Below are 25,889 nucleotides of genomic sequence, written 5' to 3' on the forward strand. Positions count from 1 at the left end.
GGGTGTTATGCGCTCGTGGCTGAGGCCATGATCAACAAGGCGACCCCGGGGTCGCCTTTTTATTGCCGCGCGTTATTTTTGTCAGGAAAGCCCCAAGGCTGGTATCAGTCAGTGGTTTTCCTTCCGTGCTGGGAGGAATGTCACATTTTTCTCGTCTATCCGAAGCAACTCCGCTAGACTGCGCCTCTATTCTTTCCCCTTTGCTCTGCTCCCCGGGGAAATCGTTGTTTTCTCAAGGCCCGGATCCTGCGAGATGGCATCGGCTCAGCAGAGGAGCCCCATCACGGATCCCCGGCGCCCCTATCCCTAGCAGGTAACTATGAGCTTTACTTCCCTCGGTCTGGCCGAACCCTTGTTGCGTGCCGTTGCCGAACAAGGTTACGACACCCCGTCTCCCATCCAGCAACAAGCGATCCCCGCCGTCCTGGCTGGTCGCGATCTGATGGCAGCGGCCCAGACCGGGACCGGCAAGACCGCAGGCTTCACCCTGCCAATGCTGCAGCGCCTGACCGAGAGCAAGCGCAAGGTTTCCCCGAACCGCATTCGTGCCCTGGTGCTGACCCCGACCCGCGAGCTGGCCGCCCAGGTGGGCGAGAGCGTGCGCAACTACGGCAAGCACCTGCCCATTCGCAGCCACGTGGTCTTTGGCGGCGTGAGCATCAACCCGCAGATGATGGCGACTCGCCGTGGTCTGGACGTACTGGTGGCCTGCCCGGGCCGTCTGCTCGATCTCTACAACCAAAATGCCGTCAAGTTTGACGAGGTGGAGATCCTGGTGCTGGACGAAGCGGATCGCATGCTCGACATGGGCTTTATCCGCGACATTCGCCGCATCCTGACCCTGCTGCCGAAGAAGCGCCAGAACCTGCTCTTCTCCGCCACCTTCGCCGACGAGATCCGCGAGCTGGCCACCGGTTTGCTGGACAACCCGGCGGTGATCGAAGTGGCCCCGCGCAACAGCACTGCCGAGCGTATCGAGCAGCTGGTGCACCCGTGCGACAAGGCCAACAAGATTGCCCTGTTGAGCCACCTTATTTCCAGCAACAACTGGCAGCAGGTCTTGGTGTTTACCCGCACCAAGCACATCGCCAACCGGGTTGCCGAGAAGCTTGAAAAAGACGGCATCAGCGCCGCCGCCATCCACGGCAACAAGAGCCAGGGGGCCCGCACCCGCGCCCTGTCCGGCTTCAAGGATGGTAGCGTGCGCGTCATGGTGGCGACCGACATCGCGGCCCGTGGTCTGGATATCGACAAGCTGCCACAAGTGGTCAACTTCGAGCTGCCCAACGTGGCGGAAGATTACGTGCACCGTATCGGCCGTACCGGCCGTGCCGGCGCCGCCGGTCACGCCATCTCCCTGGTGGCGGCGGATGAGGGCAAGCTTATCAAGGCCATCGAACGTCTGACCAAGCAGAGCATCCCCTGCGAGCAGGTGCCGGGCTTTGAAGCCTCCCGCGAGACCTTGGACAATATCGCCCGCGGCATCGGTGCGCCGCTGCGCAAAGAGCCGCGCGAGCCGGGTGAACAGCGTCGTGCGCCGCGTCCGCAAGGTCAAGGCCAGCGTCAGGGCGCCGGTCGCTCCGGTAATGGCGCGGGTGGTAACGGTGGTGGCAATCGCACTGGCAACGGCGGCAAGCCCAAGCCTCAGGGTGGCCAGCGTCCGGCCGAAGGCGCCGGCAAACCGGCCCAGGCCCGTCGTCCGCGCCGTTCCAGTCACAACCAGTAATCCATTAATCGAATAGGGAGCGACGCTCCCTATTCGCCATATTGCTCTAAAGGCCCTGCCAATCTGGCAGGGCTTTTTTGTGCCCGCGATCCGGATTCCTTCATCCTTTTTGGGGGGGGGCTGGATGCAAAACGGGATACAAAAAGCCCCGCCAAGTTTATTGGCGGGGCTTTTGAACTTCTGTTGCGCGGGAGGCGGGTTTTTACAGGGCCGGCAGCAGTCCCATGCTGACGCTCACCTGTACCCCGACGATCAGCACCCCCATGGCACCAGCCAGGCCAAGGGCCAGCACGCCGCCCGGGGCGCGGTAGTGGTGCGTCTCTGCCTGCTTGCGGCTCTGCCACACCAGGGCTACCGGCAGCAGCACAGCCAACACCGCCAGCGCGATGGCCGCATAGCCCAGCGCCATGATGAAGCCCTGCGGGAAGTAGAGGGCAAACAGCAGGGGCGGTACGAAGGTGATGAGGCCGGTCTGGGTGCGGCCCTGCCAGTTGTCCTTGCGACGGGTCACCTTGGCCATGAAGTCGAACAGACCCAGGGTCACTCCGAGGAAGGAGGTAGCCAATGCCAGATCCGCAAAGAGGTGCATCGCCTGGTTGAACGCAGGCCAGCTGACCAGCTTGCCGACGCTGGCGAGCAGGCTATCGAGCGCGCCGCCGTTGGTGAGCAGGGCCTCTTGTCCCAGCAGCCCCAGAATGGCCACCTGCCACAACACATAAAGGATGAGCGGCAGGGCGGAGCCCCAGACAAAGACCCGACGCAGCTGCTTGGGGCAATCACCCAGGTAGAGCATCACGCTCGGGATGGAGCCGTGAAAGCCGAACGAGGTGAAGATGACCGGCAGACCCGCCAGCAGCAGCCCCTGGCCCAGCGGCATGGAGAGCAGATGCTGCCCCTCGGTGCGCGGCAGCAGCAACGCCAGCACCGCCACCATGATCACCAGTTTCACGGTGAACATCAGGCGATTGAGGTAATCCACCGAGCGGGTACCGACGCAGACCATGCCGCCAAACAGCAGGGTGAAGGCCCAGGCTGCCTGTTCTTGGCTCAGGGGGATCCCGGCGTCTGCCAGTGCCTGGGCCAGCAGGCTGCTGCCGCCGCTGATGTAGGCGGAGGCGAGCGAGTAGAACAGCATCAGGATGCAGAAGGAGGCGATGCGCTTGCCCCAGGGGCCGAGCAGGTGATCCGCCAGCTGGTGCAGGTACCACTTGCCGGTGGTGAGGCTCGCTTCCACCTGCAGCATGGCGGTGAAGGCCATCAGAGCCCACAGGCCGATCATCAGCACCAGTGTCGCGGGGCCGCCGAGGGAAGAGGAGGCCAGCGGCAGGGCCAGCATGCCGGCACCTATGGTGGTGCCGGCGATTAACAGGGTACAACCCAGGGTTTTGGTATTCATGGAATCCATCCGAAATCGAGCGTGAAAGTGTAAACAATACGTGCCATTGACGGTGTCGGGGCGCCTCCGGGAGTGAGACCGGAGGCTAGCAATATCGGAGTGAACCCATCGTTACGAAAAACCCATTGGCTGTAAAAGATGGTTGCCAAGTTAACGGATCAAAATATCGGAAACAACCCCTTCAAGGCAGATTTTGTACTGTAGTCCTGAGATAGGTGGAAATAAATGATGACAAGGAGGCTGGTTCGGTGAAAAAAAACGCGCTATGGCAATGCCGTTACCATCAGCGCGTCAACTTATTGTGCCAGCTTGAAGGGTCGAGGAGGGGGTCAGCGTCGGCGCTTGAGGGTTCGGCTCACATAGTGCAGGCCGCACTGATAGTCACCGTTGACCGCCTTGATGGCGAGCGCCAGCGCCTGGTTGGCGAGGGCATCGTGCTGCTGGGGCAGGGAGTTGATGCCAAAGGGGAGGAAGTCGAGCAGCCGATCGTCGCCGAAGGTGGCCATGGCGAGCCGGCTCATGTCGGCCTCCTGCTCTATCAGGTAGTCGAGCACCCCCTCCATCAGAATGTAGGAGGTGGTGATCAGCGCCTCGGGTAGCTGGCCAAGTTGCTGGTGCAACGTCTTGATCAGTCGATAGCCCTCGGTACGGGAGAAGTGGGCCCCCTCGCACAAGTGGCGTTCGGCGCTGTGGCTGGCGACGGCCTGCTCGAAGCCGGCGCGGCGCTCCTGGCTGATCGTGAGATGCGGCAGGGCGGTGATCAGGGCGATGTGGTGGATAGCCGGGGTGAGCAGGGAGGCGGTGAGATCAAAGCTCGCCTTCTCGTTTTCGCTGGCGACGGTCACGAACTTGTCGGCGGTCATGGCCCGGTCGATGGCCAGCACCTGGATGCCGCGTGCCTGTAGACCCGGATAGAAGGGATCGTCCGGCGGCAGGCAGCTGGCCACCAGCAGGGCATCCACGTGGCGGCTGGCCAGCATCTGGGCCAGTTCCTTCTCGGTGGCGGGATCATCTTCCGAGCAGACGATCAGCAGCTGATAGCCGTGGGGTCGGCTGCCCTGCTCGAGGCGTTTGGCCAGCTTGGCGTAACTGGCGTTCTCGAGGTCGGGCAGGATGAAGCCGAAGGTTTTGGTCTGGCCACCGCGCAGGGAGGCGGCACGGCTGTCCGGCTGGTAGTTGTGGGCGGTCACCACCGCCATCACCTTGTCACGGGTCACCTGGCTGATGCGGTATTGATCAGCCTTGCCGTTGATCACATAGCTGGCCGTGGTGCGCGAGACACCGGCGAGGGCGGCGATTTCATCCAGTTTCATCATATCGACTCTGTTCGAGTTGCAAGGCCCACGGGCACTGTGCCGGGTGAGGGCGGCGAAAAGTGTGCGCGGGATCATATCATTGAAAAGCACTCTTTGTGGGTACTTGATCAATTCGCTGAAACGATTCAGTCTGAGTGTAAGTGAAACGATTCAGCTTGTCAGCAGACAATCGATGGACGGGGGTGAAAACCCGATAGGCCCGCGAAGGGATGCAATCCGGTCTATTGTCAGCTGATAAATGACCCGCATTGTCAATTGTGACGAGCCGGCGTCCCTCGGGCGCCAGGATCGGATGGAGGATCCCTATGTTGAAGTTGGAGCAACGGCAGATTTTGCTGGGGCAGTCGGTAGCGACCAAGGCTGACGCCATCGCATTGCTGGCAGAGAAGCTGACCGAAGCCGGTCTGGTGCAGGCGGGCTACGTGGAAGGGATGCTGGCCCGCGAGGCGCAGCACGCCACCTATCTTGGCAGCGGCATTGCCATTCCCCACGGCACCACGGACACCCGCCATCTGGTGAAGAGTACCGGCGTCATGGTGGCCCAGTTCCCGCAGGGGATCGAGTGGGACGAGGGGCAGATCGCCTATGTCGCCATCGGCATCGCTGCCAAGTCTGACGAGCACCTGGGCATCCTGCGCCAGCTCACCCACGTGCTGGGTGACGAGCAGGCAGCCGCTCAATTGAAAGAGGCTACCGATGCCGACACCATCATCAATATCCTGACCGGCGCGACGGCAGCCAAAGAGGTGCAGTTTCTGACCCTGGCCGACTTCCCGGCGGACGATCGCGACCAGCTGCTGCTGGGGGCTGCTGCCCGCGCCAAATCCGCCGGCTGGGGGGATGCCGCCATGGTGAGCGCTCTGCTCGCAAGCGAACCCGCCTACCTGGGCGAGGGGATCTGGCTGGCGCGCGCACCCGCAGTCCAGACTGGTTGGGTGCTGGCGACCCCAAGCAGTGCATTGACGGCGGGCGATCTGCCGGTAAATGCCATGTTGCTGCTGTGCGCGGCCGATGCGGGCCACCTGCCACAACTGGATAACCTGGCCAAACTGGCAGCAGCAGGTCAGCTCGGGACGCTTGCGGGCAGCGAGGGGCTGGCCATGCTGCAGGCAGGGCCAGCGAGCGGCCTCAGTGAGACCTTCACCATCATCAACCCCCACGGTCTGCACGCCCGTCCGGGCGCCATGCTGGTCAAGGTGGCCAAGGAGTATGAATCGGATATTCGGGTGGCGAATCTGGATGGCAGCGGCGAGGCGGTCTCCGCCAAGAGCCTGATGAAGGTGATCGGCCTTGGTGTCAAGTGCGGCCACCGTCTGGCGTTTCGCGCCGAAGGGCCGGATGCCGAAGTCGCCCTCAAGGGGATCGGCGCGGCCATCGCCGCGGGTCTGGGCGAGGGAGCGCACTGATGGAGATCGTCACCATTACCCTCAATCCGGCGCTCGATCTCACCACCCGCCTCGACGCCATGCAGCTTGGTGAGGTGAACCTGGTGAGCGAGGCCAACTTGCGTGCCGCCGGCAAGGGGATCAACGTCGCCATGGTGTTAAAAGATCTGGGCCGTGACGTGGGGCTGACCGGCTGGCTTGGTGAAGGCAACCAGCAGAGCTTTGTCTCCCTGTTTGCCGAGCGGGGCCTGACCGACCGCTTCGTGCGCGTGGCGGGCAGCACCCGTATCAACGTCAAGATCTCCGAGCAATCCGGTCGGGTCACCGATCTCAACCTGCCCGGTCTCACCATTCACGAAGAAGAGGTACAGGCGCTGGAGGCTGTCATCGACGAGCTGGCCCCGCACACTGACTGGTTCGTGCTGGCGGGCAGCCTGCCAAAAGGGGTGGCACCTGACTACTGCGGGCGCCTGATCAGCCTGCTCAAGGCCAAGGGCAAGCAGGTGATCTTCGATTGCAGCGGCGCTGCCTTAAGCGAAGGGATCAAGGCGGCGCCGACTCTGGTCAAACCCAATCTGGAGGAGCTCGGCCAGTGGGCGGGGCGCCCCATCAAGACACTCGCAGAGCAGGCCGAGTGTGCCCGCGCGCTGCAGGCAAGCGGGATCCCCCACGTGGTGATCTCCAATGGCGCAGATGGCCTCATCTGGTTTGGCCCGGATGCCACCTGGCAGGCCACTCCGCCGCGCATGCAGGTGGTCAGCACGGTGGGTGCCGGCGATTCCCTGGTGGCCGGGCTGGCTCATGGTCTGAGCCTTGGCTGGGCGCCGGAGCAGACCCTGCGTCTGGCCACCGCCGTCTCTGCGCTGGCGGTCAGCCAGGTAGCGGTCGGCTTTAGCGATATCAAGGTATTGAACCCCTTACTCGAGCAGGTGCGCCTCACCCGTCTGGATGAGCTGGCACAGGCTCACTGCACAACTCCCTCAATGGAAAACTCAGGAGATGCCCAATGAAAGCAATCTTGGTTACGGCTTGCCCGGCGGGCATTGCCACCAGCTTTCTCGCTGCAAAACGGATAGAACAGCAGGCCAAACTGGCAGGCTGGGAGCTCACCCTCGATGTCGGCTCCAGCGTGCAGCCCCGTCAGATACCGAGCAAGGAGCAGATTGCCGCAGCCGACTTGGTGCTTGTTGTTGCCAGCGCTCCGGTGGATCTCGCTACCTATGACGGCAAGCGGGTCTATCAGGGGAGCATGGATCTTGCTCTGCAGGATCCGGCTGCGCTCCTGGACGCAGCCGCCAGTGGCGCCAGCGTCTATCGCCATCAGGCTGCCCCGGTCACAGCCAAACCGGCAACCACAGGTGCCAAGCGCATCGTGGCGGTGACGGCTTGTCCTACCGGCGTAGCCCACACCTTTATGTCGGCAGAAGCGCTGGAGACCATGGCCAAACAGTTGGGCCATCAGATCCGCGTCGAGACTCAAGGTTCGGTCGGTGCCCAGAATGCCCTGACCGCGGACGAGATTGCCGCTGCCGATCTGGTGTTCCTCGCCACCGACATCGAGGTGGACATGGCCCGCTTCGATGGCAAGCCTGTCTATCGCACCAGCACCGGCGCGGCGCTCAAGAAGACCCGTGCCGAGCTGGATAAAGCCTGGGCCGAGGCCAAGGCGTATCGTCACAGCGGCGCCGCCTCGCCGAAGAAAGAGGAAAAGGCGGGCCCTTACAAGCACCTGCTGACCGGCGTCTCTTTTATGCTGCCCATGGTGGTGGCAGGTGGCCTTATCATCGCCATCTCCTTCATCTTCGGCATCGAGGCATTCAAGCAGGAAGGTACCCTGGCCGCGGCCCTGATGCAGATCGGTGGCGGTTCGGCCTTTGCCCTGATGATCCCGGTGCTGGCCGGCTACATCGCCTATTCGATTGCTGATCGCCCGGGTCTTGCTCCGGGTATGATCGGCGGCATGCTGGCAAGCTCCCTGGGCGCGGGTTTCCTCGGTGGCATCGTCGGCGGTTTCCTTGCCGGTTACAGCGCCAAGTTTCTGAGCGACAAGGTGCGCCTGCCGGTGACCCTGGAAGCACTGAAACCCATCCTCATCATTCCGCTCTTTGCCAGCCTGTTCACCGGCCTGGTGATGATCTACGTGGTGGGCGGGCCGGTCGCCGGCATCATGAGTGCCATGACCGAGTTCCTCAACAACATGGGCTCGGCCAACGCTGTGCTGCTCGGGATCATCATCGGCGCCATGATGTGCTTCGACATGGGGGGGCCGGTCAACAAGGCGGCTTATGCCTTCGGGGTGGGCCTGCTTGCCTCCAAGACCTACGCCCCGATGGCAGCCGTGATGGCTTCCGGCATGGTGCCGGCACTGGGGATGGGTATCGCCACCTTCCTCGCCAGCAAGAAGTTCATCAAGGCGGAGCAGGAAGCGGGCAAGGCCTCTTTCGTGCTGGGTCTGTGCTTCATCTCCGAGGGGGCCATTCCGTTTGCCGCCAAGGATCCGATGCGCGTCATCCCGGCCTGTATGGTGGGCGGCGCCCTGACCGGTGCGCTTTCCATGCTGTTTGGCTGCGAGCTGGTGGCGCCTCACGGTGGCCTGTTCGTGCTCTTTATTCCTAATGCCATCAGCCACGTCATGATGTATATCGTGGCGATTGCGGCGGGGTCGCTGGTGACCGGCGTCACTTACGCCATGCTCAAGCGCGCCGAGCAACCGGCAGCCAAGCTGGCGGCGGCCTGACAACAGCAACGACATTCACCAGGCGGCCTGTGGGCCGCCTTTTTTATGCTTGATAGAGTGGAATGATTGAGAAAGAAGGGAGGGGGTGAGGCTAAAAATCCCAGCCGGGTTGCGGCATCTGCTCGGGCTCTGCCCCTTCTCTGGCCTTGCGCCGCGCCGCCTCGACCCGGCGCTTGCGATCCCGGCACAGGCGCATCACCTGCTGCTGCTGGGCCTGGGTCATCTTTTGCCAGTTGAAACGCTCCTCGCGGCTGCGCAGGCATCCCTTGCAGTAGCCCTTGTTGTTCACTTCGCAGACCCCAATACAGGGACTCTGCAGCGGGAAGATCTCGAGCTGTTCCATCCATGGCCTCTCACACCTTGTTACCTTGTTATAACCCAGAAGATCCCCTTTGGAGAAATCCTGCGTCGTGGCGGGGAAGTCGTTTGCTTTCCCCCTGCAAATTTGGCATCTTCCCCGCCGAGCATGGCTCTTGGTGTTATATGAGGACATATGAACAAACACGCGTACTGGCTGACCGCCGCTGTGCTGGGGCTGGCCGGTTGTGCAGGCAACTCCGAGCAAGCGAAGATGCCCAAAAAACAGGCCGACAACAGATGTTTTCTCAACTGCGAGGTGCCGGAGAATCTGGGCAAGCAGTATCTGGACGGCTTCCTGCCGGATGATCTGGTGCGGGTGGAGCGGGTCAACAGCCAGGCTCCCGCCGATTACAGCAGGTTCGCTCAGCAGAGCAGGCAGGTGCTGGATCGCTCCGGCCGCATGGCGAGCCGCTATGGCGAGCTCTATCACCAGCTCTCTCGCTGGGTCGCCAATGGCGGCCATCCCGCCGACATCACCCGTTACGGCATCAGCCTGGCCCAGCTGGGCGGTGCCGATCGCATGGGCAACGTGCTCTTCACCGGCTATTACTCGCCGGTGCTGGAGGTGCGCCACCGTCCGGATGCCAACTACAAGTATCCCATCTACGCCATGCCCAACTGCGGCAGCCGTTGTCCGACCCGGGCCCAGATCCATCGTGGGGCGCTGGCCAACCGGGGGTTGGAGCTGGGGTACAGTAAATCCCTCATCGACAACTTTCTGATGGACGTGCAGGGCTCGGGCTTTGTCCACTACGGGGACAACGATCAACTGCAATATCTGGGCTACAGCGGCAAGAATGGTCACGGCTATGTGAGCATCGGCCGCGTGCTGATCGACCGGGGTGAGGTGCCCAAGGAGCAGATGTCCATGAAGGCCATCAAGGAGTGGGCCAACCGCCAGCCGGAGGAGAGCGTCAAGGAGCTGGTGGAGCAGAATCCCTCCTATGTCTTCTTCGAACGCCGTCCCACCAATGACGTGGTCGGCGCAGCCGGCATTCCGCTCTTGCCCATGGCGGCAGTGGCGGCCGACAAGACATTGTTGCCCATGGGCACCCCCATCCTGGCCGAGGTACCGCTGCTCGACAAGGCGGGCAACTGGACTGGCAAACATCAGCTGCGGCTGTTGATTGCGCTCGATGTGGGTGGGGCGGTCAAGAAGGGGCACCTCGATCTCTACCACGGTATGGGCGAGAAGGCCGGGGTTGCGGCCGGTCACTACAAGCACTTTGGCCGGGTCTGGAAGCTGGGCCTGCACCATGGACCGACTGCTGCGCCCTGGTTGTAAATTACTGCTTTAGAGCGGAAAAGAATGCCGTCTGATACAGGCCTGTGGCTTCCTCTTGCCATTGCTCGAACCGGGCAGAAAGCGCCATAAAAAAACCGCCGGAGCAATCCGGCGGTTTTTTGTTTGGGCTATTTGTCGAGCACTTCACGAATGCAGATCGAGGTCACTCTTTCTGGCTATCGAGGGTTTGGATATCGAGACGGATGGCACCCACCGGCTTGCAGCAGCAGGGCAGGCACTCGCCTTGGGAGACAAAGGCCAGCGGCACGCTGGGGTAGTGTACCTTGCCGGCCAACAGCGGTGTGCGGCAAGCGCCGCAATAGCCACTGCGACACTGGAACTCGACGCTGTGGCCGTGACGCTCCAGGGTCTCCAATACGCTCTCGCCCGGATGGGCGTGCAGCACAGCCCCATCCCGGGTATGAACCCGGGGGGAGGTTGCTTCGGCCTGTGTCGGAGCCGGTGACGTGCCCAGAGTGCCGACGGCGTCACTCACAGCTCGAAGTCACCCAGATCGTCGGCATTCACTTCGCTGTCGATCTGGCCCACCAGATAGGAGCTCACCTCGACTTCCTGGGGGGCGACCTGCACGTTGTCGGATGACAGCCAGGTGTTGATCCAGGGGATAGGGTTCTGTTTGGTACCGGAGAAGGCCGGCTGGAGGCCCACTGCGGCCATCCGCAGGTTGGTGATGTACTCCACGTACTGGCAGAGGATGTCCTTGTTCAGGCCGATCATGGAGCCGTCCTGGAACAGGTACTCGGCCCACTCTTTTTCCTGAATGGCGGCCTCTTTGAACAGATCGAAACAGGCCTGCTCGCACTCGATGGCGATCTCTGCCATCTCGGGATCGTCCTGGCCGCTGCGCATCAGGTTCAGCATGTGCTGGGTGCCGGTCAGGTGCAGCGCTTCGTCGCGGGCGATCATCTTGATGATCTTGGCGTTGCCCTCCATCAGTTCGCGCTCGGCGAAGGCAAAGGAGCAGGCAAAGCTCACGTAGAAGCGGATCGCCTCCAGGGCGTTGACGCTCATCAGGCACAGATAGAGCTTCTTCTTGAGCTCGCGCAGGGTGATGGTCACCTCGCGGCCAGCTACCTGATGGGTGCCTTCACCATGCAGGTTGTAGAGGGCGGTCGCCTCAATGAGATCGTCGTAGAAGTGGCTGATGGAGCCGGCGCGCTTCAGGATCTGTTCGTTGGTGACGATGTCATCGAACACCTGGGCGGGGGTGTTGACGATGTTGCGGATGATGTGGGTGTAGGAGCGCGAGTGGATGGTCTCCGAGAAGGCCCAGGTTTCAATCCAGGTTTCCAGCTCCGGGATGGAGACCAGCGGCAGCAGCGCCACGTTGGGGCTGCGGCCCTGGATGGAGTCCAGCAGGGTCTGGTACTTCAGGTTGGAGATGAAGATGTGCTGCTCGTGGGGAGGCAGGGCCTGGTAGTCGATGCGATCCCGCGAGACGTCCACCTCTTCCGGGCGCCAGAAGAAGGAGAGTTGCTTCTCGATCAGGCGCTCGAACACCTCGTGTTTTTGTTGATCATAACGGGCTACGTTGACCGATTGGCCAAAAAACATCGGCTCTTTGAGCTGGTCGTTTTGGGTTTGGCAGAAAGTTGAGTAGGCCATGGTTACCAGAATACGTGAATAGAGAAAACGGGAGAGCGGGAGCCAATGCTCCCGCCCGGTTTATCAGATCTTGCAGGCCCCACCCGCGCAACCGTCATCTTGCAGATCGGTCTGGGTGTCGTCCGCACCATCACGGGTGTTGTGATAGTAGAGGGTCTTGAGGCCGTATTTGTAGGCGGTCAGCAGATCCTTGAGCAGCTGCTTCATCGGCACCTTGTTGCCTTCGAAACGGGCCGGATCGTAGTTGGTGTTGGCCGAGATGGCCTGATCCACGAACTTTTGCATGATACCGACCAGCTGCAGATAGCCATCCACGCTCGGCTGCTTCCACAGCAGCTCGTACTGATCTTTCAGACGATCATACTCGGGCACCACCTGTTTGAGAATGCCGTCTTTGGATGCCTTGACGGAGACCAGGCCACGTGGCGGCTCGATGCCGTTGGTGGCGTTGGAGATCTGGCTGGAGGTCTCGCTCGGCATCAGGGCGGTCAGAGTGGAGTTGCGCAGACCCACGGTGCGGATCTCCTCGCGCAGGGCTTCCCAATCCAGGTGCAGCGGCTCGTTGCAGATGGTGTCCAGATCCCGCTTGTAGGTATCGATGGGCAGGATCCCCTGGGCATAGGTGGTCTCGCCAAACAGCGGGCAGGGGCCGAACTCGCGGGCCAGCTGCACGGAGGCTTTGAGCAGATAGTACTGGATCGCCTCGAAGGTGCGGTGAGTCAGGGCAAGACCGGAGCCGTCAGAGTAGCGGGCACCGTTTTTCGCCAGGTAGTAGGCGTAGTTGATGACGCCGATACCCAGGGTGCGGCGACCCATGCTGCCTTTCTTCGCAGCGGCGATCGGGTAGTCCTGATAGTCGAGCAGGGCGTCCAGGGCGCGCACCGCCAGATCGGCCATCTCTTCAAGATCTTCCAGCTTGTCGATGGCGCCGAGGTTGAAGGCGGAGAGGGTGCACAGGGCGATCTCGCCGTTGTCGTCATCAATGTTGTTGAGCGGCTTGGTGGGCAGCGCGATTTCCAGACAGAGGTTGGACTGGCGCACCGGCGCCACGCTCGGATCGAACGGGCTGTGGGTGTTGCAGTGATCCACGTTCTGGATGTAGATGCGACCGGTGCCGGCGCGCTCCTGCATCATCAGGGAGAAGAGATCCACCGCCTTGAGGGTCTTCTTGCGAATGCTCGGATCCTGCTCGTACTTGACGTAGAGCGCTTCAAATTTGTCCTGATCCGCAAAGAAGGCGTCATACAGACCCGGGGCATCGGACGGGGAGAACAGGGTGATGTCGCCGCCCTTGATCAGGCGCTGGTACATCAGCTTGTTGATCTGCACCCCGTAGTCCATGTGACGGACCCGGTTCTCTTCCACGCCGCGGTTGTTTTTCAGTACCAGCAAGCTTTCCACCTCGGTGTGCCACAGGGGGTAGAAGAGGGTGGCCGCACCGCCGCGCACGCCGCCTTGGGAGCAGCATTTGACCGCAGTCTGGAAGTATTTGTAGAAGGGGATGCAGCCGGTGTGGAAGGCTTCACCGCCACGGATGGGGCTGCCCAGACCGCGAATACGGCCGGCGTTGATGCCGATACCGGCGCGCTGGGAGACGTAACGTACGATAGAGCTGGCGGTAGCGTTGATGGAGTCCAGGCTGTCGTCGCACTCGATCAGCACGCAGGAGCTGAACTGGCGGGTCGGGGTGCGCACGCCGCTCATGATCGGGGTCGGCAGGGAGATCTTGAAGGTCGAGACCGCATCATAGAAGCGCTTGATGTAGTCCAGACGGGTATCTTTCGGGTACTTGGAGAAGAGACAGGCCGCCACCAACATGTAGAGGAACTGCGGGCTCTCGTAAATTTCGCCGGTGACGCGGTTTTGGACCAGGTACTTGCCTTCCAGCTGCTTGACCGCGGCGTAGGAGAAATTCATGTCGCGCCAGTGATCGAGGTGGGCGTTGAGCTCCTCGTATTCGGCCTGGGTGTAGTCTTCCAGCAGGTGCTTGTCGTACTTGCCCATGTCCACCAGCTTGGCGACGTGTTGATAGAGGTGGGGCGGCTCGAACTGGCCGTAGGCCTTCTTGCGCAGGTGGAAGATGGCCAGACGGGCAGCCATGTACTGATAGTCAGGGGTCTGCTCGGAGATAAGGTCAGCGGTCGCCTTGATGATGGTCTCGTGGATGTCGGCGGTACGGATGCCGTCATAGAACTGGATATGGGACTTGAGCTCCACCTGGGAGACCGACACGTTGTCGAGACCCTCGGCGGCCCAGTCCAGCACGCGGTGAATTTTATCCAGATCGATGGGTTCTTTGTGTCCGTTACGCTTCGTCACAAACAAGTTCATTGGCTGATGACCCCTTTCATTGATACCTGCCGGCATCGGTTGATTCCCGAAAAACCATCGCACAATGCTGCCGTGCTGACACCGAACTGAGGCGGAATTGGGCAGAGATTGTGCGATGAATCACAAGATATAGTGTTATTTTGATTTCGAGCTACAAGATAGTGAGGTCAGCCCCTCAATGCAATGTGTGGATAACTGGCTTGCTGTGGATAAATTGTGAGTGTTGCGACCGCTGTTAGTGATCGCTCACAGTGAGCGGGTTTTCATTCGTCCGCTTCGTCAAATGCAAGTATCCAGATCGAAGATGGAAAATTTAAATAACTTTTTTTGCTTGCGAAAGAGGGGGGATTTTACTAGCGCCAGAACACTGATTATCCCTTATGCAACAGGGGACAAAAGCTGTCCAGTTGTTGCGGTCGCGCTTCTTTGCGGCGCTGATGCAGGTATGGTGGACCCGGGAACTGCGAGGCGCCTTGGTTTTTCATATGAGTATAGTGGTAGGGGTAAGGTGCCTTTTTTATCCATCAATAAGGAATGGCGGCGCGGCAGAGTATAGGGATTGTCCGAGCATAAAAAAGGCGGACAACATGTTGCCCGCCTTTGGATGATCGCAGGATCAGCCCAGCTCGTAGCGTAACCAGTGGTGCAGCGCCTGCACGGTATCGAATTGCAGATCGGCGCCCCACTGGGCGGGATCTTCCTCATCATTGAGATAGCCCCAGCCAGCGACCGCGGTGCGCATGCCAGCGTTGCGGCCCGCTTCGATATCCCGCACATGATCCCCCACATAGAGGCAGTGAGCTGCTTCGACCCCCAGCTTCTCACAAGCAAAGAACATGGGGGCTGGGTCGGGCTTGCGTACCGGCAGGGTATCGGCACTGACAGTGACGCCGCAGCTGGCAAGCTGTGGCAGGGCTGCCAGCAGTGGCTCGGTGAGAAAGCCCGGTTTGTTGGTGACTATGCCCCAGGGGAGCTGTTTCTCGTCGAGCCACTCGATAAGATCCACCATTCCCTCATAGGGGTGGGTACCGACGCAGAGATTGGCCGCGTAGTAGTCGAGCAGGGCATTGCGCAGGCGCGTGGCCCCCAGCTCCTCAAGCAGTTCGTCGCCGAGGCCCGCTTTCAGCAGCCCGAGCGCCCCGTGGGAGGTGGTCTGACGAATGATGTCGTCAGAGAGGGGCGCAAAGCCTTCGCTGATCAGCACGTGATTGACGGCTGCGCCCAGATCCGGCGCTGTGTCGAGCAGGGTGCCGTCCAGATCGAACAGCACGCAGCGCAGGGGCAGAGGGTGAGAGGCACTCATCAACCGTGCTCCGGGCGGACAAACTCCACCATATAGTTGACGTCGACATTTTTGCCGAGCTTGAACTGGTTGGTGAGGGGGGCATAGTGTACCCCGCTCATATCCCGCACCAGCAGGCCTGCTGCTTCACCCATGCGACACAGTTCGGCCGGAGTGATGAATTTTTTGTGATCGTGGGTACCCTTGGGCACCATCTTCATCAGGTATTCGGCCCCGATGATCATCATCAGATAAGATTTGGGGTTGCGGTTGATGGTGGAGACGAACACCCGACCGCCCGGGCGCACCAAGGTGGCGATGGCGCGCAGCACGGAAGCGGGGTCCGGTACATGCTCCAGCATCTCCATGCAGGTGACCACGTCATACTGGCCCGGCGCTTCGGCGGCATGGGCTTCGGCGGTGATCTGGCGATATTCGAGCTCAACACCCTGCTCAAGGGCGTGCAGGCGGGCGACGCCGAGGGGTTCCTTGCCCATGTCGATGCCGGTGACCTTGGCACCACGGCGGGCCATGCTCTCGGAGAGGATGCCGCCACCACATCCGATATCGAGAATGCGCTTGCCAAACAGACCGCCACTTTTGTCGGTGATCCAGTCAAGGCGTACCGGATTGATTTGATGCAGGGGTTTGAATTCACCCTCCATGTCCCACCAGCGGGAGGCGATGGCTTCAAACTTGGCGATTTCTGTCAGATCGACATTGGCATCACTGTTCATTTTTCGAAGATCCTGTGGCAGGGCGCCCGCTTCTGAGTCATGGGCGCAATCTATTGTCCTGGCGGGCATTATAACGGACGGACTTTGTCACACCAGCCCGATCTGATACCCGATTTGTGGCTTAAGGTATTTGGCTCAGTGTGTTACCATGTCGCGCTGTTTAAGCCAAAGAACAACTAATTAGGGATAAGGCTTTCTATGAGCGATCTGGCCAGAGAGATCACGCCGGTCAACATCGAAGAAGAGCTCAAGAGTTCCTATCTTGATTACGCCATGAGCGTGATCGTAGGACGAGCTCTGCCGGATGTGCGTGATGGCTTGAAACCGGTTCACCGCCGCGTTCTGTTTGCTATGAACGAGTTGGGGAACGACTGGAACAAGCCCTATAAAAAATCGGCCCGTGTGGTCGGTGACGTAATCGGTAAATATCACCCGCACGGCGATATCGCTGTGTATGACACCATTGTCCGGATGGCGCAGGATTTCTCCATGCGTTACATGCTGGTCGATGGTCAGGGCAACTTCGGTTCAGTCGACGGCGACAGCGCCGCGGCGATGCGTTATACCGAAGTGCGGATGGCCCGCATCTCCCACGAGCTGCTGGCTGATCTGGACAAAGAGACAGTGGACTGGGTGCCGAACTATGACGGCACCGAGATGATCCCGGCGGTCATGCCTACCAAGGTTCCCAACCTGCTGGTCAACGGTTCCTCCGGTATCGCGGTGGGCATGGCGACCAACATTCCGCCTCACAACCTCACCGAGATTGTCAATGGCTGCCTGGCGCTGATCGAAAATGGCGACCTCACCATTGACGAGCTGATGACCTACATCACCGGCCCGGATTTCCCCACCGGCGGCATTATCAACGGTCGTTCCGGCATCGTGCAGGCGTACCGTACCGGTCGTGGCTCCATCTATGTGCGGGCCAAAGCTGAAGTGGAAGTGGACGAGAAGACCAGTCGCGAGACCATCATCGTTCACGAGATCCCCTATCAGGTGAACAAGGCTCGACTGATCGAGAAGATCGCCGAGCTGGTCAAAGAGAAGAAGATCGAGGGCATCAGTGCCCTGCGCGATGAGTCTGACAAAGACGGCATGCGCATCGTTATCGAGATCAAGCGCGGCGAGTCCGGCGAGATTGTGCTGAACAATCTCTACAAGCACACCCAGATGCAGACCACGTTCGGCATCAACATGGTGGCGCTCGATAACAACCAGCCCAAGGTGATGAACCTTAAAGAGATCCTGGATGCGTTCCTGCTGCACCGCCGCGAAGTGGTGACTCGCCGGACCGTGTTCGAACTGCGCAAGGCGCGGGATCGGGCGCACATTTTGGAAGGTCTGGCGGTTGCGCTGGCCAACATTGATCCCATCATCGAGCTGATCCGTCACAGCGCGACCCCGGCCGACGCGAAAGCGGGCTTGGTTGCCAAGGGCTGGGAACTCGGCAACGTGGCCGCCATGCTGGAAAAAGCGGGCGACGATGCGGCACGGCCAGAGTGGCTGGAGCCCGAGTTCGGTATCCGTGAAGGTCAATACTTCCTGACCGAACAGCAAGCCCAGGCCATCCTTGACCTGCGTCTGCACAAGCTGACCGGCCTCGAGCATGAGAAGATCCTGGAAGAGTACCAATCTCTGCTGGATCTGATCGCCGAGTTGCTGCACATCCTGGCGAGCCCGGCTCGTCTGATGGAAGTGATCCGCGATGAACTGCTGGCCGTGCGCGAGCAGTATGGCGACGAGCGTCGCACCGAGATCAGCATGTCCAGTGCCGAGATCAACATCGAAGATCTGATCACCCCGGAAGACGTGGTGGTTACCCTGTCTCACCAGGGATATGTGAAGTATCAGCCGCTCTCCGACTACGAGGCCCAGCGCCGTGGTGGTCGTGGCAAGTCGGCCACCCGGATCAAGGAAGAGGACTTTGTGGAGCGTCTGCTGGTGGCCAACACCCACGACACCATTCTGTGCTTCTCCACCCGTGGCAAGGTCTACTGGCTCAAGGTGTATCAGCTGCCGGAAGCGTCCCGTGGCGCCCGTGGTCGTCCGATCATCAACCTGCTGCCGCTGGAAGAGGGTGAGCGTATCACCGCTATTCTGCCGGTGAAGGAATATGACGCCGAGAAGTATGTGTTCTTCGCCACCGCCAACGGTACCGTGAAGAAGACCAGCCTCTCTGACTTCAGCCGTCCGCTCTCCTCCGGTATCCGCGCCATCAACCTCAAAGAGGGTGATGAGCTGATCGGGGTGGATATCACCGATGGCAGCAACGAGATCATGCTCTTCTCCGATGCGGGTAAAGTCGTTCGCTTCGCGGAAGGCAGCGGTCGTTCGGAAACAGATCGCGCCGATGCGGATGCCAGCGATGACGTCGAAACCGACGACGATGCCGGCAATGACGATGATGGCAGCGACAACGGCGAAGGCACCGAAAGCAAGGGTACCTTCAAGGGTGTGCGTCCCATGGGTCGTACCGCCGCCGGTGTGCGCGGCATCAAGCTGGGCGCCGGTGACAAGGTGGTTTCCCTCATCGTGCCGCGCGGCGAAGGTGCCATCCTCACCGCCACCGAGAATGGTTACGGCAAGCGGACTGCGTTGGCCGAATACCCGACCAAGAGCCGTGGTACCCAGGGCGTTATCTCCATCAAGGTGGATGAGCGTAATGGCAAGGTGATCGATGCGATCCAGGTCGAAGATACCGACCAGATCATGCTGATCACCAATGGCGGCACCCTGGTACGCACCCGCGTTGCCGAGGTGAGCGTCATCGGTCGCAACACCGGCGGTGTGCGTCTGATCCGTACCGGTGAGGACGAAACCGTGGTCGGTCTGCAGCGTATCGCCGAGAGCGACGAGGACGAGAACGACGCAGTGGCCGTGGAAGGTGAGGTGTCCGAAGGCACTGATACCGCCGCGGATACAGGTTCTGTCGATGCAGGGGAGGCGGGCGACGAGTAATCGTTCCCCGTTTGCCTGATGAAGAAAGAGCGACCTTATGGTCGCTCTTTCTTATTTGCGCGTGATTGTTGTCAGCCAGGCGTGAAACCGAGGTGAGTGGCTGTCATGCCCTTGTCATCGGGGAGAGTCATCCTGATGCGGCAACCAGCGAGTTATCCCTGTCATTACCGTTACAAGGAGCTGCATATGACCAGTTGGATCACATGGGAGATCTGGTGGAACCGGGTATGGGGAGAGTCGGAGATGCTGCATGCAAGAGAGGAAGAGCACGAAGTTGCTCATGAACCCTCGCGACTGCCGGTCGAACTGCTGGCGCAAGGGCGGGGAGATCGGCCTGGTTGAACTGCCCCTCGCAAGAGGGTCAAGTTCAGGGGCCTACCATCATGATCAGAATTAAAACAGGCTGAGCTGTTCCCCGGGACGTATAAAGAGATCGTGCCGCAATTGAATGTGCCGCTTGCCGAGCGCAAGGCGCCTGCTGATGAGGCGAAAGCGTTGGGCAAGCAGATCGGCAAACTGACCCTGACCGCGCATGCGGGTGCCGAAGGCTGAACTGTTGAGGGTGCCGCCCCGGCTCGCCCGCAACTGGTTCAAAATGGCCTCCTTCTGGCCCGGATAGTGTTCATCCAGCCAGTCGCTGAACAGGGTGGTCAGCTCGTGAGGAAGGCGCAGCAAGATGTAATCGGCGCAGCCGGCACCAGCCGCGACAGCGGCCTTGATGATCTGCTCGAGCTCGGGCTCGTTGAGCCGCGGGATCATGGGGGCGGCCAGCACCCCGACCGGCACGCCTGCCCGGGTCAGCTTCTCGATCACCTTGAGCCGGCCGGCTCCGCTGCTGGCCCTCGGTTCCAGCTGTCGTCTGAGGGTTTCATTGAGGGTGGTGACTGACACCATCACCTGGCACAGGCCCTCCCGGGCCAGCTCGGTCAGCAGATCGAGGTCGCGCAGGATCATGGCGCTCTTGGTGATGATCCCCACCGGGTGGCGATGGGCCAGCATCACCGTCAAGAGCTCGCGAGTGAGGCGATAGTGGTGCTCGATGGGTTGATAGGGGTCGGTATTGGCCCCGAGGACGATGGTTTGTGGCTGATAACCCGGTTTGGCGAACTCCTTGCGCAGCAGATCAGCGGCGTTGAGCTTGGCAAACAGTCGGGTTTCGAAGTCAAGGCCGGGGGAGAGCTCAAGATAGGCGTGGCTGGGCCTGGCATAGCAGTAGATGCAGCCGTGCTCGCACCCCTGGTAGGGGTTGATGGAGCGGCCAAAGGGAATGTCGGGGGAGTCGTTGTAGCTAATGATGCTGCGGGCCTGAATCTCTGTTATCCGGGTTTGCGGGTGGCTTGGGGTGAAGGCCGCCTCCCACTCGGATTGCTGCCAGCCGTCGTCAACCACCTCGATAAGCGGGCCGCTGAAACGGTGATCGATATTGTGAGCGCTGCCTCGTCCTGCCATCGTCTTGCATGAATACTGTTTATATATACAGCAATGATGCAAGTCGGCAGGGTAAAGTGCAAGCCTCTCCCTTCCTTTGCATAAAAAAGCATGACAAATGGATCTCTTGCTTGATCCGTTCGCTACATTTCGTTTACATAAGAAAAGTGCGAACCGGATCACGGAAATCATCATGAAGCCCATCTCTTCCCGCTGGTTGTTTATCGGTGTCATCGGTCTGGCTATCTGGCGTCTCATTCCGCTCTCCACCGAGCAGGAGATGGCCTCGGCCAACCGGGCCTGGCGCACCGGCCATTTTGAAGAGGCGACCCGGGTCTGGTTGCCACTGGCCGAACAAGGGCTCCCCCGTGCCAAAGCCCTGATGGGTTGGAGCCACGAGGTGGGGCAGGGCAGCGAGCAGGACATGACTCTGGCCATCGACCTTTATCGTCAGGCCGCCCAGGCGGGAGACGCCTTCGGCCAATATAGGCTGGGGGAGGTGTATCTGCGCGGAGCCGGGGTCAAGCGAGATCTGCGCGAGGCATTTCACTGGATGGAGCTGGCGGCTCGTAACGGTGATGTACCCGCCATGCTCAAAGTCGGTGTGCTTCACCTGATGGGAGCCAGTGGGCAGGTTGATCTCACTCAGGCCAAACAGTGGCTCTATCAGGCCTCGCAGAAGGGCAACAAGCTGGCGTTGAAAGTGCTGCAGGAGCTGGTGCGGGCAGAGGAGGGGAACAGCACCTTCGATTTCAACTGGCAACCTCTTTTGGGGCAATAATTGGCCATGCCCCCGGCCGGTTGTAGAAAATCTCGACAAACCCGATACAGCTGCAACAACTTCTGGTAGGATTGCCCCGTTTTGGCTTGGTTTGCCTCGATAAATTCGCTGTTCTCGTGACAGGCCGGCTTCGCAAAGTGCTGTGGAGAACCAGAACATCACCCTTTTTTGAATCGATTTTCCATCCCGCATGTGACCTTTGGTACGGGTCACCACTGTATAAGGAAACACATAATGCCAATCATTACTCTGCCTGACGGCAGCCAACGTCAATTTGCCCATTCTGTTTCCGTCATGGATGTGGCCGCGGACATCGGTCCCGGTCTCGCCAAGGCGTGCATTGCTGGTCGGGTAAACGGTGAACTGGTGGACGCTTGCGAGCTGATCGAAGCCGATGCCTCCCTGGCCATCATCACCGCCAAAGACGAAGAAGGTCTGGACATTCTGCGCCACTCCTGCGCCCACTTGCTGGGTCATGCCATCAAGCAACTCTGGCCCCAGACCAAGATGGCCATCGGTCCTGTCATCGACAACGGTTTTTACTACGACATCGATCTCGACCGTACCCTGACCGATGAAGATCTGGCTGCCCTGGAAGAGCGCATGATGGCGCTGGCCGCCAAGGATTACGACGTCATCAAGAAGAAGGTCTCTTGGCAGGAAGCACGCGATGTGTTCGAAGCCCGTGGCGAGACCTACAAGGTCGAGATCCTGGATCAGAACATTGCCCGTGATGACCAGCCCGGTCTTTATCATCACGAAGAGTACATCGATATGTGCCGCGGGCCGCACGTGCCCAACATGCGTCACTGCCACCACTTCAAGTTGCAGAAGATGTCAGGTGCCTACTGGCGTGGCGACTCCAACAACAAGATGCTGCAGCGCATTTACGGTACCGCCTGGGCTGACAAGAAACAGCTCAAAGCCTACCTGCAGCGTCTGGAAGAGGCCGCCAAACGCGACCATCGCAAGATCGGCAAGCAGCTCGACCTGTATCACATGCAGGAAGAAGCGCCGGGCATGGTGTTCTGGCACAACGACGGCTGGACCATCTTCCGCGAACTGGAAACCTTCATCCGTGGCAAGCTCAAAGAGTACGACTATCAGGAAGTGAAAGGTCCCTTCATGATGGATCGTGTGCTGTGGGAGCGCTCCGGCCACTGGGATAAATATGCCCAGGCCATGTTCACTACCCAGTCAGAGAATCGCGAGTACGCCATCAAGCCGATGAACTGCCCGGGTCACGTGCAGATCTTCAATCAGGGTCTGAAATCCTACCGCGATCTGCCGCTGCGTATGGCCGAGTTCGGCTCTTGCCATCGCAACGAACCGTCAGGCTCCCTGCACGGCCTGATGCGTGTGCGTGGTTTTACTCAGGATGACGCCCACATCTTCTGTACCGAAGAGCAGATCATGGAAGAGGTGTCTGCCTGTATCCGTATGGTCTATGACGTTTATGGTACCTTCGGTTTCGAGAACATCGTGGTCAAGCTCTCTACTCGTCCGGAGCAGCGCATCGGTTCCGACGAGGCATGGGATCGTGCCGAAGCCGCCTTGGCCGAGGCACTGGACGTGAATGGTCTGAAGTACGATCTGCAGCCGGGCGAGGGAGCTTTCTATGGTCCCAAGATTGAATTCACCCTGCACGATTGCCTTGATCGTGCCTGGCAATGTGGTACCGTGCAGCTCGACTTTGCCCTGCCGGGCCGTCTTGGCGCCACCTATGTGGGCGAAGACAACGAGCGACACGTACCCGTCATGATCCACCGCGCCATTCTGGGTTCGCTGGAGCGTTTCATCGGTATTCTGACTGAAGAGTACGCCGGTCTGTTCCCGACCTGGTTGGCTCCGGTTCAGGCAGTGGTCATGAATATCACTGACAATCAGGCCGAATATGCAGTAAAAGTAGCCAAAGCATTGAATGATGCGGGTCTTCGTGCAAAAGCGGACTTGAGAAATGAGAAGATAGGCTTTAAAATCCGCGAGCATACTTTGAAGCGAGTGCCTTTCATGCTGGTCTGCGGCGATAAAGAAGTTGAAGCCGGCAAGATTGCAGTACGGACTCGCAAAGGGGCTGACCTGGGTACTTATCCTGTTGAAGAGCTGATTGCTCTGTTGACCCAGGAAGTTCAGACCCGCGGACAAAAGAAAGTGGAGGAATAAGCTATAAAAGGCGGAAAAAAACTGGGCAAGCAACCGCAAGCCCGCGCTCACCGGATCAACGAAGAGATCCGACTGAAAGAAGTTCGTTTGGCTGGTCTGGATGGCGAAGCGCTCGGTATCGTATCCATCCAGGAAGCTCTGAACTTGGCCGCTGAGGCCGAAGTGGATCTGGTCGAGATTAGTCCGAACGCTGAGCCGCCCGTTTGCCGGATCATGGATTACGGCAAATTCCTCTACGAAAAGAGCAAAACCACCAAAGAACAGAAGAAAAAGCAGAAAGTCGTCCAGGTCAAGGAAATCAAATTCCGTCCTGGCACTGACGAAGGCGACTATCAGGTAAAACTACGCAACCTGGTTCGCTTTCTGGAAGACGGGGACAAGGCTAAGGTCACCCTGCGCTTCCGTGGTCGTGAAATGGCCCACCAGGATCTTGGTATCAAGGTTCTGGAGCGTGTCAAGAATGATCTGGAAGAGTTGGCCGTAGTCGAGTCGTTCCCGAAAGTCGAAGGCCGTCAAGCTGTGATGGTCCTCGCGCCCAAGAAGAAATCTTAAGGCCCACAAGTAATTGACACATGGGGCTCGCTCCATGTGTCGGTTCGCCTTGCGATTTTGTTGTCACTCACAATGCGGAGTATGAAATGCCGAAGATGAAAACCAACCGGGGTGCTGCGAAGCGCTTCAAAAAGACTGGCTCAGGTCGCTTCAAGTGCAAGCACAACCACCTGCGTCACATCCTGACCAAGAAGAGCAGCAAGCGTAAGCGTCAGCTGGGACCGAAGTTCTTTGTTTCCGCTGCCGACCACAAACGTGTTGTCGCTTGTCTGCCGTACGCATAAGGGGGGATGTGAAAAATGCCAAGAGTTAAACGTGGTGTGACCGCTCGTGCTCGTCACAAGAAAGTAATGAAAGCCGCCAAGGGTTACTACGGCGCCCGTTCCCGTGTTTACCGCGTAGCGGTACAAGCGGTAACCAAAGCCGGTCAGTATGCCTACCGTGACCGTCGTCAGAAAAAGCGTCAGTTCCGTCAACTGTGGATTGCTCGTATCAACGCAGCAGCCCGTCAGAATGGTCTGTCCTACAGCCGTCTCATCAACGGTCTGAAGAAGGCTTCCATCGAGATCGATCGCAAGATCCTGTCCGATATCGCCGTTCACGACAAGCTGGCTTTCACCGCCCTGGTTGAAAAGGCTAAAGCAGCACTGGCTTAATCCGGTTCTGTTATGAAAGATAAAAGGAGGCTAAGGCCTCCTTTTTTGTATCTTTAATTAGCTGTTTTGTATGGATTTTTTGTTTTTAGTGTCCACATGTTGCCCCATTTATTTGGCGCGATGCCATCGTAGTCTGAGAGCTTAGGACGTATTGGCGGCTGGAGTGGGGCACAGCCAGAATGGCCATGTTGCCTCGCTGACTCACCGCGCGTACTATGTACACCATGATGAATGCTCAGAGTGAGTGATGCGTGAGTCACGCGATTGAATTTATTGAGACGTCTATCTTCACTAGACAGATAAAAGCCTTAGCGTCAGACGATGATCTCAGAGCACTGCAGGTCGAGCTGATTGCCCAGCCAGAAAAAGGCGACTTGATCCAAGGTACTGGTGGCTTACGAAAAGTTCGCATGGCAACAGGCCAGCAAGGCAAAAGCGGCAGCGCCAGGGTGATCTACTTCTTAGTAACCGTTGAGACGATTTATCTGGTACTGGTGTATGCGAAGAGTGAGAAAGAGAGCCTCACTGCCGCAGAAAAAGCAGAGTTGAAGAAATTGACCACGTTACTGAAAGGGGAGGTTTTATATGAACATGTTTGATGAACTGAAGGCTTCCCTGGAAGAGGCTGTCGAGATCAAGCAAGGTCGCATAGAGCCTGCTGCTCGAACAAAATACGAGGTCGCTGACGTCAAGGCAATCCGCCTGGCCCTCAAGGTATCGCAACAAGAGTTTGCCCAGGCACTGGGTACGAGTGTGGATACGGTCAAAAGCTGGGAAACCCGGCGCCGTAATCCAACTGGGTTAGCTGCGAAAGTGTTGGGGCTTATCCAGGATAAGCCCGACCTGTTTCGTGAGCTGGCGGCTCACTGACCTAGGCTCCAAACAGCTAGGAAGAAGGCTCCATATTTTGGGGCCTTCTTTTTTGGTCAGCTGTTGAAGGAAGTAAAGAAACAGCATTTTTTGAGCTGTGTTTGTAGTGGTTAACTAAATCCGGACACTTGGTTAGGCCGAACCTCGGCTTTTGCTGGCGGTATCCCGTCATTGTGTTGATGTGGACGCCGCCAGTTGTAGTAATCCATCAGGTAGTAACTGATATCCCGCTTCGCTTCCCGCAGGCTCATGTACCCCGTGGTCGGAAGCCATTCCGTCTTGAGGCTCCTGAACAGC

The 25,889-nt window shown here is 59.4% G+C and carries 24 protein-coding genes; 14 read left to right on the plus strand and 10 right to left on the minus strand.

Annotated features, from left to right (window positions below):
* Positions 1-319 precede the first annotated feature (319 nt).
* Positions 320-1,726 (plus strand): DEAD/DEAH box helicase, encoded by a 1,407-nt coding sequence (locus tag ACB028_RS16965; RefSeq protein WP_371144794.1) that lies wholly within the window; start codon positions 320-322, stop codon positions 1,724-1,726.
* Between the two features lie 202 nt (positions 1,727-1,928).
* Here ACB028_RS16965 and ACB028_RS16970 read toward each other — a convergent pair whose 3' ends face one another.
* Both ACB028_RS16970 and cra read right to left on the minus strand, forming a co-directional pair.
* Positions 1,929-3,122, minus strand: coding sequence for an aromatic amino acid transport family protein (locus ACB028_RS16970; RefSeq protein WP_216992380.1), 1,194 nt, complete (start codon positions 3,120-3,122; stop codon positions 1,929-1,931).
* 329 nt (positions 3,123-3,451) lie between these two features.
* On the minus strand, positions 3,452-4,438 hold the full coding sequence (cra, locus tag ACB028_RS16975; protein WP_371144795.1) for a catabolite repressor/activator: 987 nt from the start codon (positions 4,436-4,438) through the stop codon (positions 3,452-3,454).
* Between the two features lie 305 nt (positions 4,439-4,743).
* Between cra and fruB the strand changes: the two genes are divergently transcribed.
* The 3 genes from fruB to fruA are packed head-to-tail and all read left to right on the plus strand — an operon-like array spanning position 4,744 to position 8,560.
* Positions 4,744-5,844, plus strand: coding sequence for a fused PTS fructose transporter subunit IIA/HPr protein (fruB, locus tag ACB028_RS16980; protein WP_371144796.1), 1,101 nt, complete (start codon positions 4,744-4,746; stop codon positions 5,842-5,844).
* The gene (pfkB, locus tag ACB028_RS16985) at positions 5,844-6,833 is read left to right on the plus strand and encodes a 1-phosphofructokinase (protein WP_371144797.1); all 990 of its coding nucleotides are present in this window, start codon (positions 5,844-5,846) and stop codon (positions 6,831-6,833) included. The genes fruB and pfkB overlap by 1 nt, the downstream gene beginning before the upstream one ends.
* On the plus strand, positions 6,830-8,560 hold the full coding sequence (gene fruA / locus ACB028_RS16990; protein WP_371144798.1) for a PTS fructose transporter subunit IIBC: 1,731 nt from the start codon (positions 6,830-6,832) through the stop codon (positions 8,558-8,560). Before pfkB ends, fruA begins: the two co-directional genes overlap by 4 nt.
* 91 nt (positions 8,561-8,651) lie before the next feature.
* Here the strand turns inward: fruA and ACB028_RS16995 are convergent, their stop codons facing one another.
* Complete coding sequence (locus ACB028_RS16995; protein ID WP_371144799.1) at positions 8,652-8,903, minus strand: DUF1289 domain-containing protein; 252 nt, start codon at positions 8,901-8,903, stop codon at positions 8,652-8,654.
* A gap of 150 nt (positions 8,904-9,053) precedes the next feature.
* Between ACB028_RS16995 and mltA the strand changes: the two genes are divergently transcribed.
* Complete coding sequence (mltA, locus tag ACB028_RS17000; RefSeq protein WP_371144800.1) at positions 9,054-10,205, plus strand: murein transglycosylase A; 1,152 nt, start codon at positions 9,054-9,056, stop codon at positions 10,203-10,205.
* Positions 10,206-10,368: 163 nt separating this feature from the next.
* On the opposite strand, the gene yfaE is transcribed toward mltA, so the two are convergent.
* The 5 genes from yfaE to ubiG all read right to left on the minus strand — a co-directional run bounded on the left by yfaE (position 10,369) and on the right by ubiG (position 16,181).
* Positions 10,369-10,701 (minus strand): class I ribonucleotide reductase maintenance protein YfaE, encoded by a 333-nt coding sequence (gene yfaE / locus ACB028_RS17005; protein ID WP_201977745.1) that lies wholly within the window; start codon positions 10,699-10,701, stop codon positions 10,369-10,371.
* Positions 10,698-11,831 carry a class Ia ribonucleoside-diphosphate reductase subunit beta gene (gene nrdB / locus ACB028_RS17010; RefSeq protein ID WP_124240112.1) on the minus strand — a complete coding sequence of 378 codons (1,134 nt, stop codon included), beginning with the start codon at positions 11,829-11,831 and terminating at the stop codon, positions 10,698-10,700. Before nrdB ends, yfaE begins: the two co-directional genes overlap by 4 nt.
* A gap of 63 nt (positions 11,832-11,894) precedes the next feature.
* Positions 11,895-14,162 (minus strand): class 1a ribonucleoside-diphosphate reductase subunit alpha, encoded by a 2,268-nt coding sequence (nrdA, locus tag ACB028_RS17015; RefSeq protein ID WP_061477523.1) that lies wholly within the window; start codon positions 14,160-14,162, stop codon positions 11,895-11,897.
* 616 nt (positions 14,163-14,778) lie between these two features.
* Entirely contained in the window at positions 14,779-15,465 is a 687-nt protein-coding gene (locus tag ACB028_RS17020; protein ID WP_371144801.1) for an HAD family hydrolase, read from the minus strand.
* Positions 15,465-16,181 (minus strand): bifunctional 2-polyprenyl-6-hydroxyphenol methylase/3-demethylubiquinol 3-O-methyltransferase UbiG, encoded by a 717-nt coding sequence (ubiG, locus tag ACB028_RS17025; protein ID WP_371144802.1) that lies wholly within the window; start codon positions 16,179-16,181, stop codon positions 15,465-15,467. The genes ACB028_RS17020 and ubiG overlap by 1 nt, the downstream gene beginning before the upstream one ends.
* A 198-nt stretch (positions 16,182-16,379) precedes the next feature.
* On the opposite strand from ubiG, the gene gyrA reads away from it, so the two are divergent.
* Together gyrA and ACB028_RS17035 are read left to right on the plus strand one after the other, a co-directional pair.
* Complete coding sequence (gene gyrA / locus ACB028_RS17030) at positions 16,380-19,142, plus strand: DNA topoisomerase (ATP-hydrolyzing) subunit A (protein ID WP_371144803.1); 2,763 nt, start codon at positions 16,380-16,382, stop codon at positions 19,140-19,142.
* 186 nt (positions 19,143-19,328) lie between these two features.
* Complete coding sequence (locus tag ACB028_RS17035; protein ID WP_197460149.1) at positions 19,329-19,484, plus strand: hypothetical protein; 156 nt, start codon at positions 19,329-19,331, stop codon at positions 19,482-19,484.
* A 51-nt stretch (positions 19,485-19,535) separates the two neighbouring features.
* Here ACB028_RS17035 and ACB028_RS17040 read toward each other — a convergent pair whose 3' ends face one another.
* Positions 19,536-20,591 (minus strand): PA0069 family radical SAM protein, encoded by a 1,056-nt coding sequence (locus ACB028_RS17040; protein ID WP_061477527.1) that lies wholly within the window; start codon positions 20,589-20,591, stop codon positions 19,536-19,538.
* A 172-nt stretch (positions 20,592-20,763) separates the two neighbouring features.
* On the opposite strand from ACB028_RS17040, the gene ACB028_RS17045 reads away from it, so the two are divergent.
* From ACB028_RS17045 to nadS, 7 genes are all read left to right on the plus strand, one after another.
* Complete coding sequence (locus tag ACB028_RS17045) at positions 20,764-21,351, plus strand: tetratricopeptide repeat protein (RefSeq protein ID WP_061477528.1); 588 nt, start codon at positions 20,764-20,766, stop codon at positions 21,349-21,351.
* Positions 21,352-21,585: 234 nt separating this feature from the next.
* Positions 21,586-23,514: a threonine--tRNA ligase gene (thrS, locus tag ACB028_RS17050; RefSeq protein WP_026458172.1), complete on the plus strand. Its 1,929-nt coding sequence runs from the start codon at positions 21,586-21,588 to the stop codon at positions 23,512-23,514.
* Between the two features lie 21 nt (positions 23,515-23,535).
* Positions 23,536-24,066, plus strand: coding sequence for a translation initiation factor IF-3 (gene infC, locus ACB028_RS17055; protein WP_234923365.1), 531 nt, complete (start codon positions 23,536-23,538; stop codon positions 24,064-24,066).
* A gap of 86 nt (positions 24,067-24,152) precedes the next feature.
* Positions 24,153-24,350, plus strand: coding sequence for a 50S ribosomal protein L35 (gene rpmI / locus ACB028_RS17060; RefSeq protein ID WP_005300673.1), 198 nt, complete (start codon positions 24,153-24,155; stop codon positions 24,348-24,350).
* A gap of 15 nt (positions 24,351-24,365) precedes the next feature.
* Positions 24,366-24,722 (plus strand): 50S ribosomal protein L20, encoded by a 357-nt coding sequence (rplT, locus tag ACB028_RS17065; protein WP_026456846.1) that lies wholly within the window; start codon positions 24,366-24,368, stop codon positions 24,720-24,722.
* A gap of 251 nt (positions 24,723-24,973) precedes the next feature.
* Complete coding sequence (locus ACB028_RS17070) at positions 24,974-25,321, plus strand: type II toxin-antitoxin system RelE/ParE family toxin (protein WP_371144804.1); 348 nt, start codon at positions 24,974-24,976, stop codon at positions 25,319-25,321.
* Positions 25,308-25,592, plus strand: coding sequence for a NadS family protein (nadS, locus tag ACB028_RS17075; RefSeq protein ID WP_371144805.1), 285 nt, complete (start codon positions 25,308-25,310; stop codon positions 25,590-25,592). The genes ACB028_RS17070 and nadS overlap by 14 nt, the downstream gene beginning before the upstream one ends.
* A 110-nt stretch (positions 25,593-25,702) precedes the next feature.
* Here nadS and ACB028_RS17080 read toward each other — a convergent pair.
* On the minus strand, positions 25,703-25,889 hold a 187-nt coding region (locus ACB028_RS17080; RefSeq protein ID WP_371144806.1), incomplete at its 5' end, for an integrase core domain-containing protein.

This window comes from Aeromonas sp. S9(2024) (genome assembly GCF_041403185.1).
GTDB classification, from domain to species: Bacteria; Pseudomonadota; Gammaproteobacteria; order Enterobacterales; family Aeromonadaceae; genus Aeromonas; species Aeromonas enteropelogenes.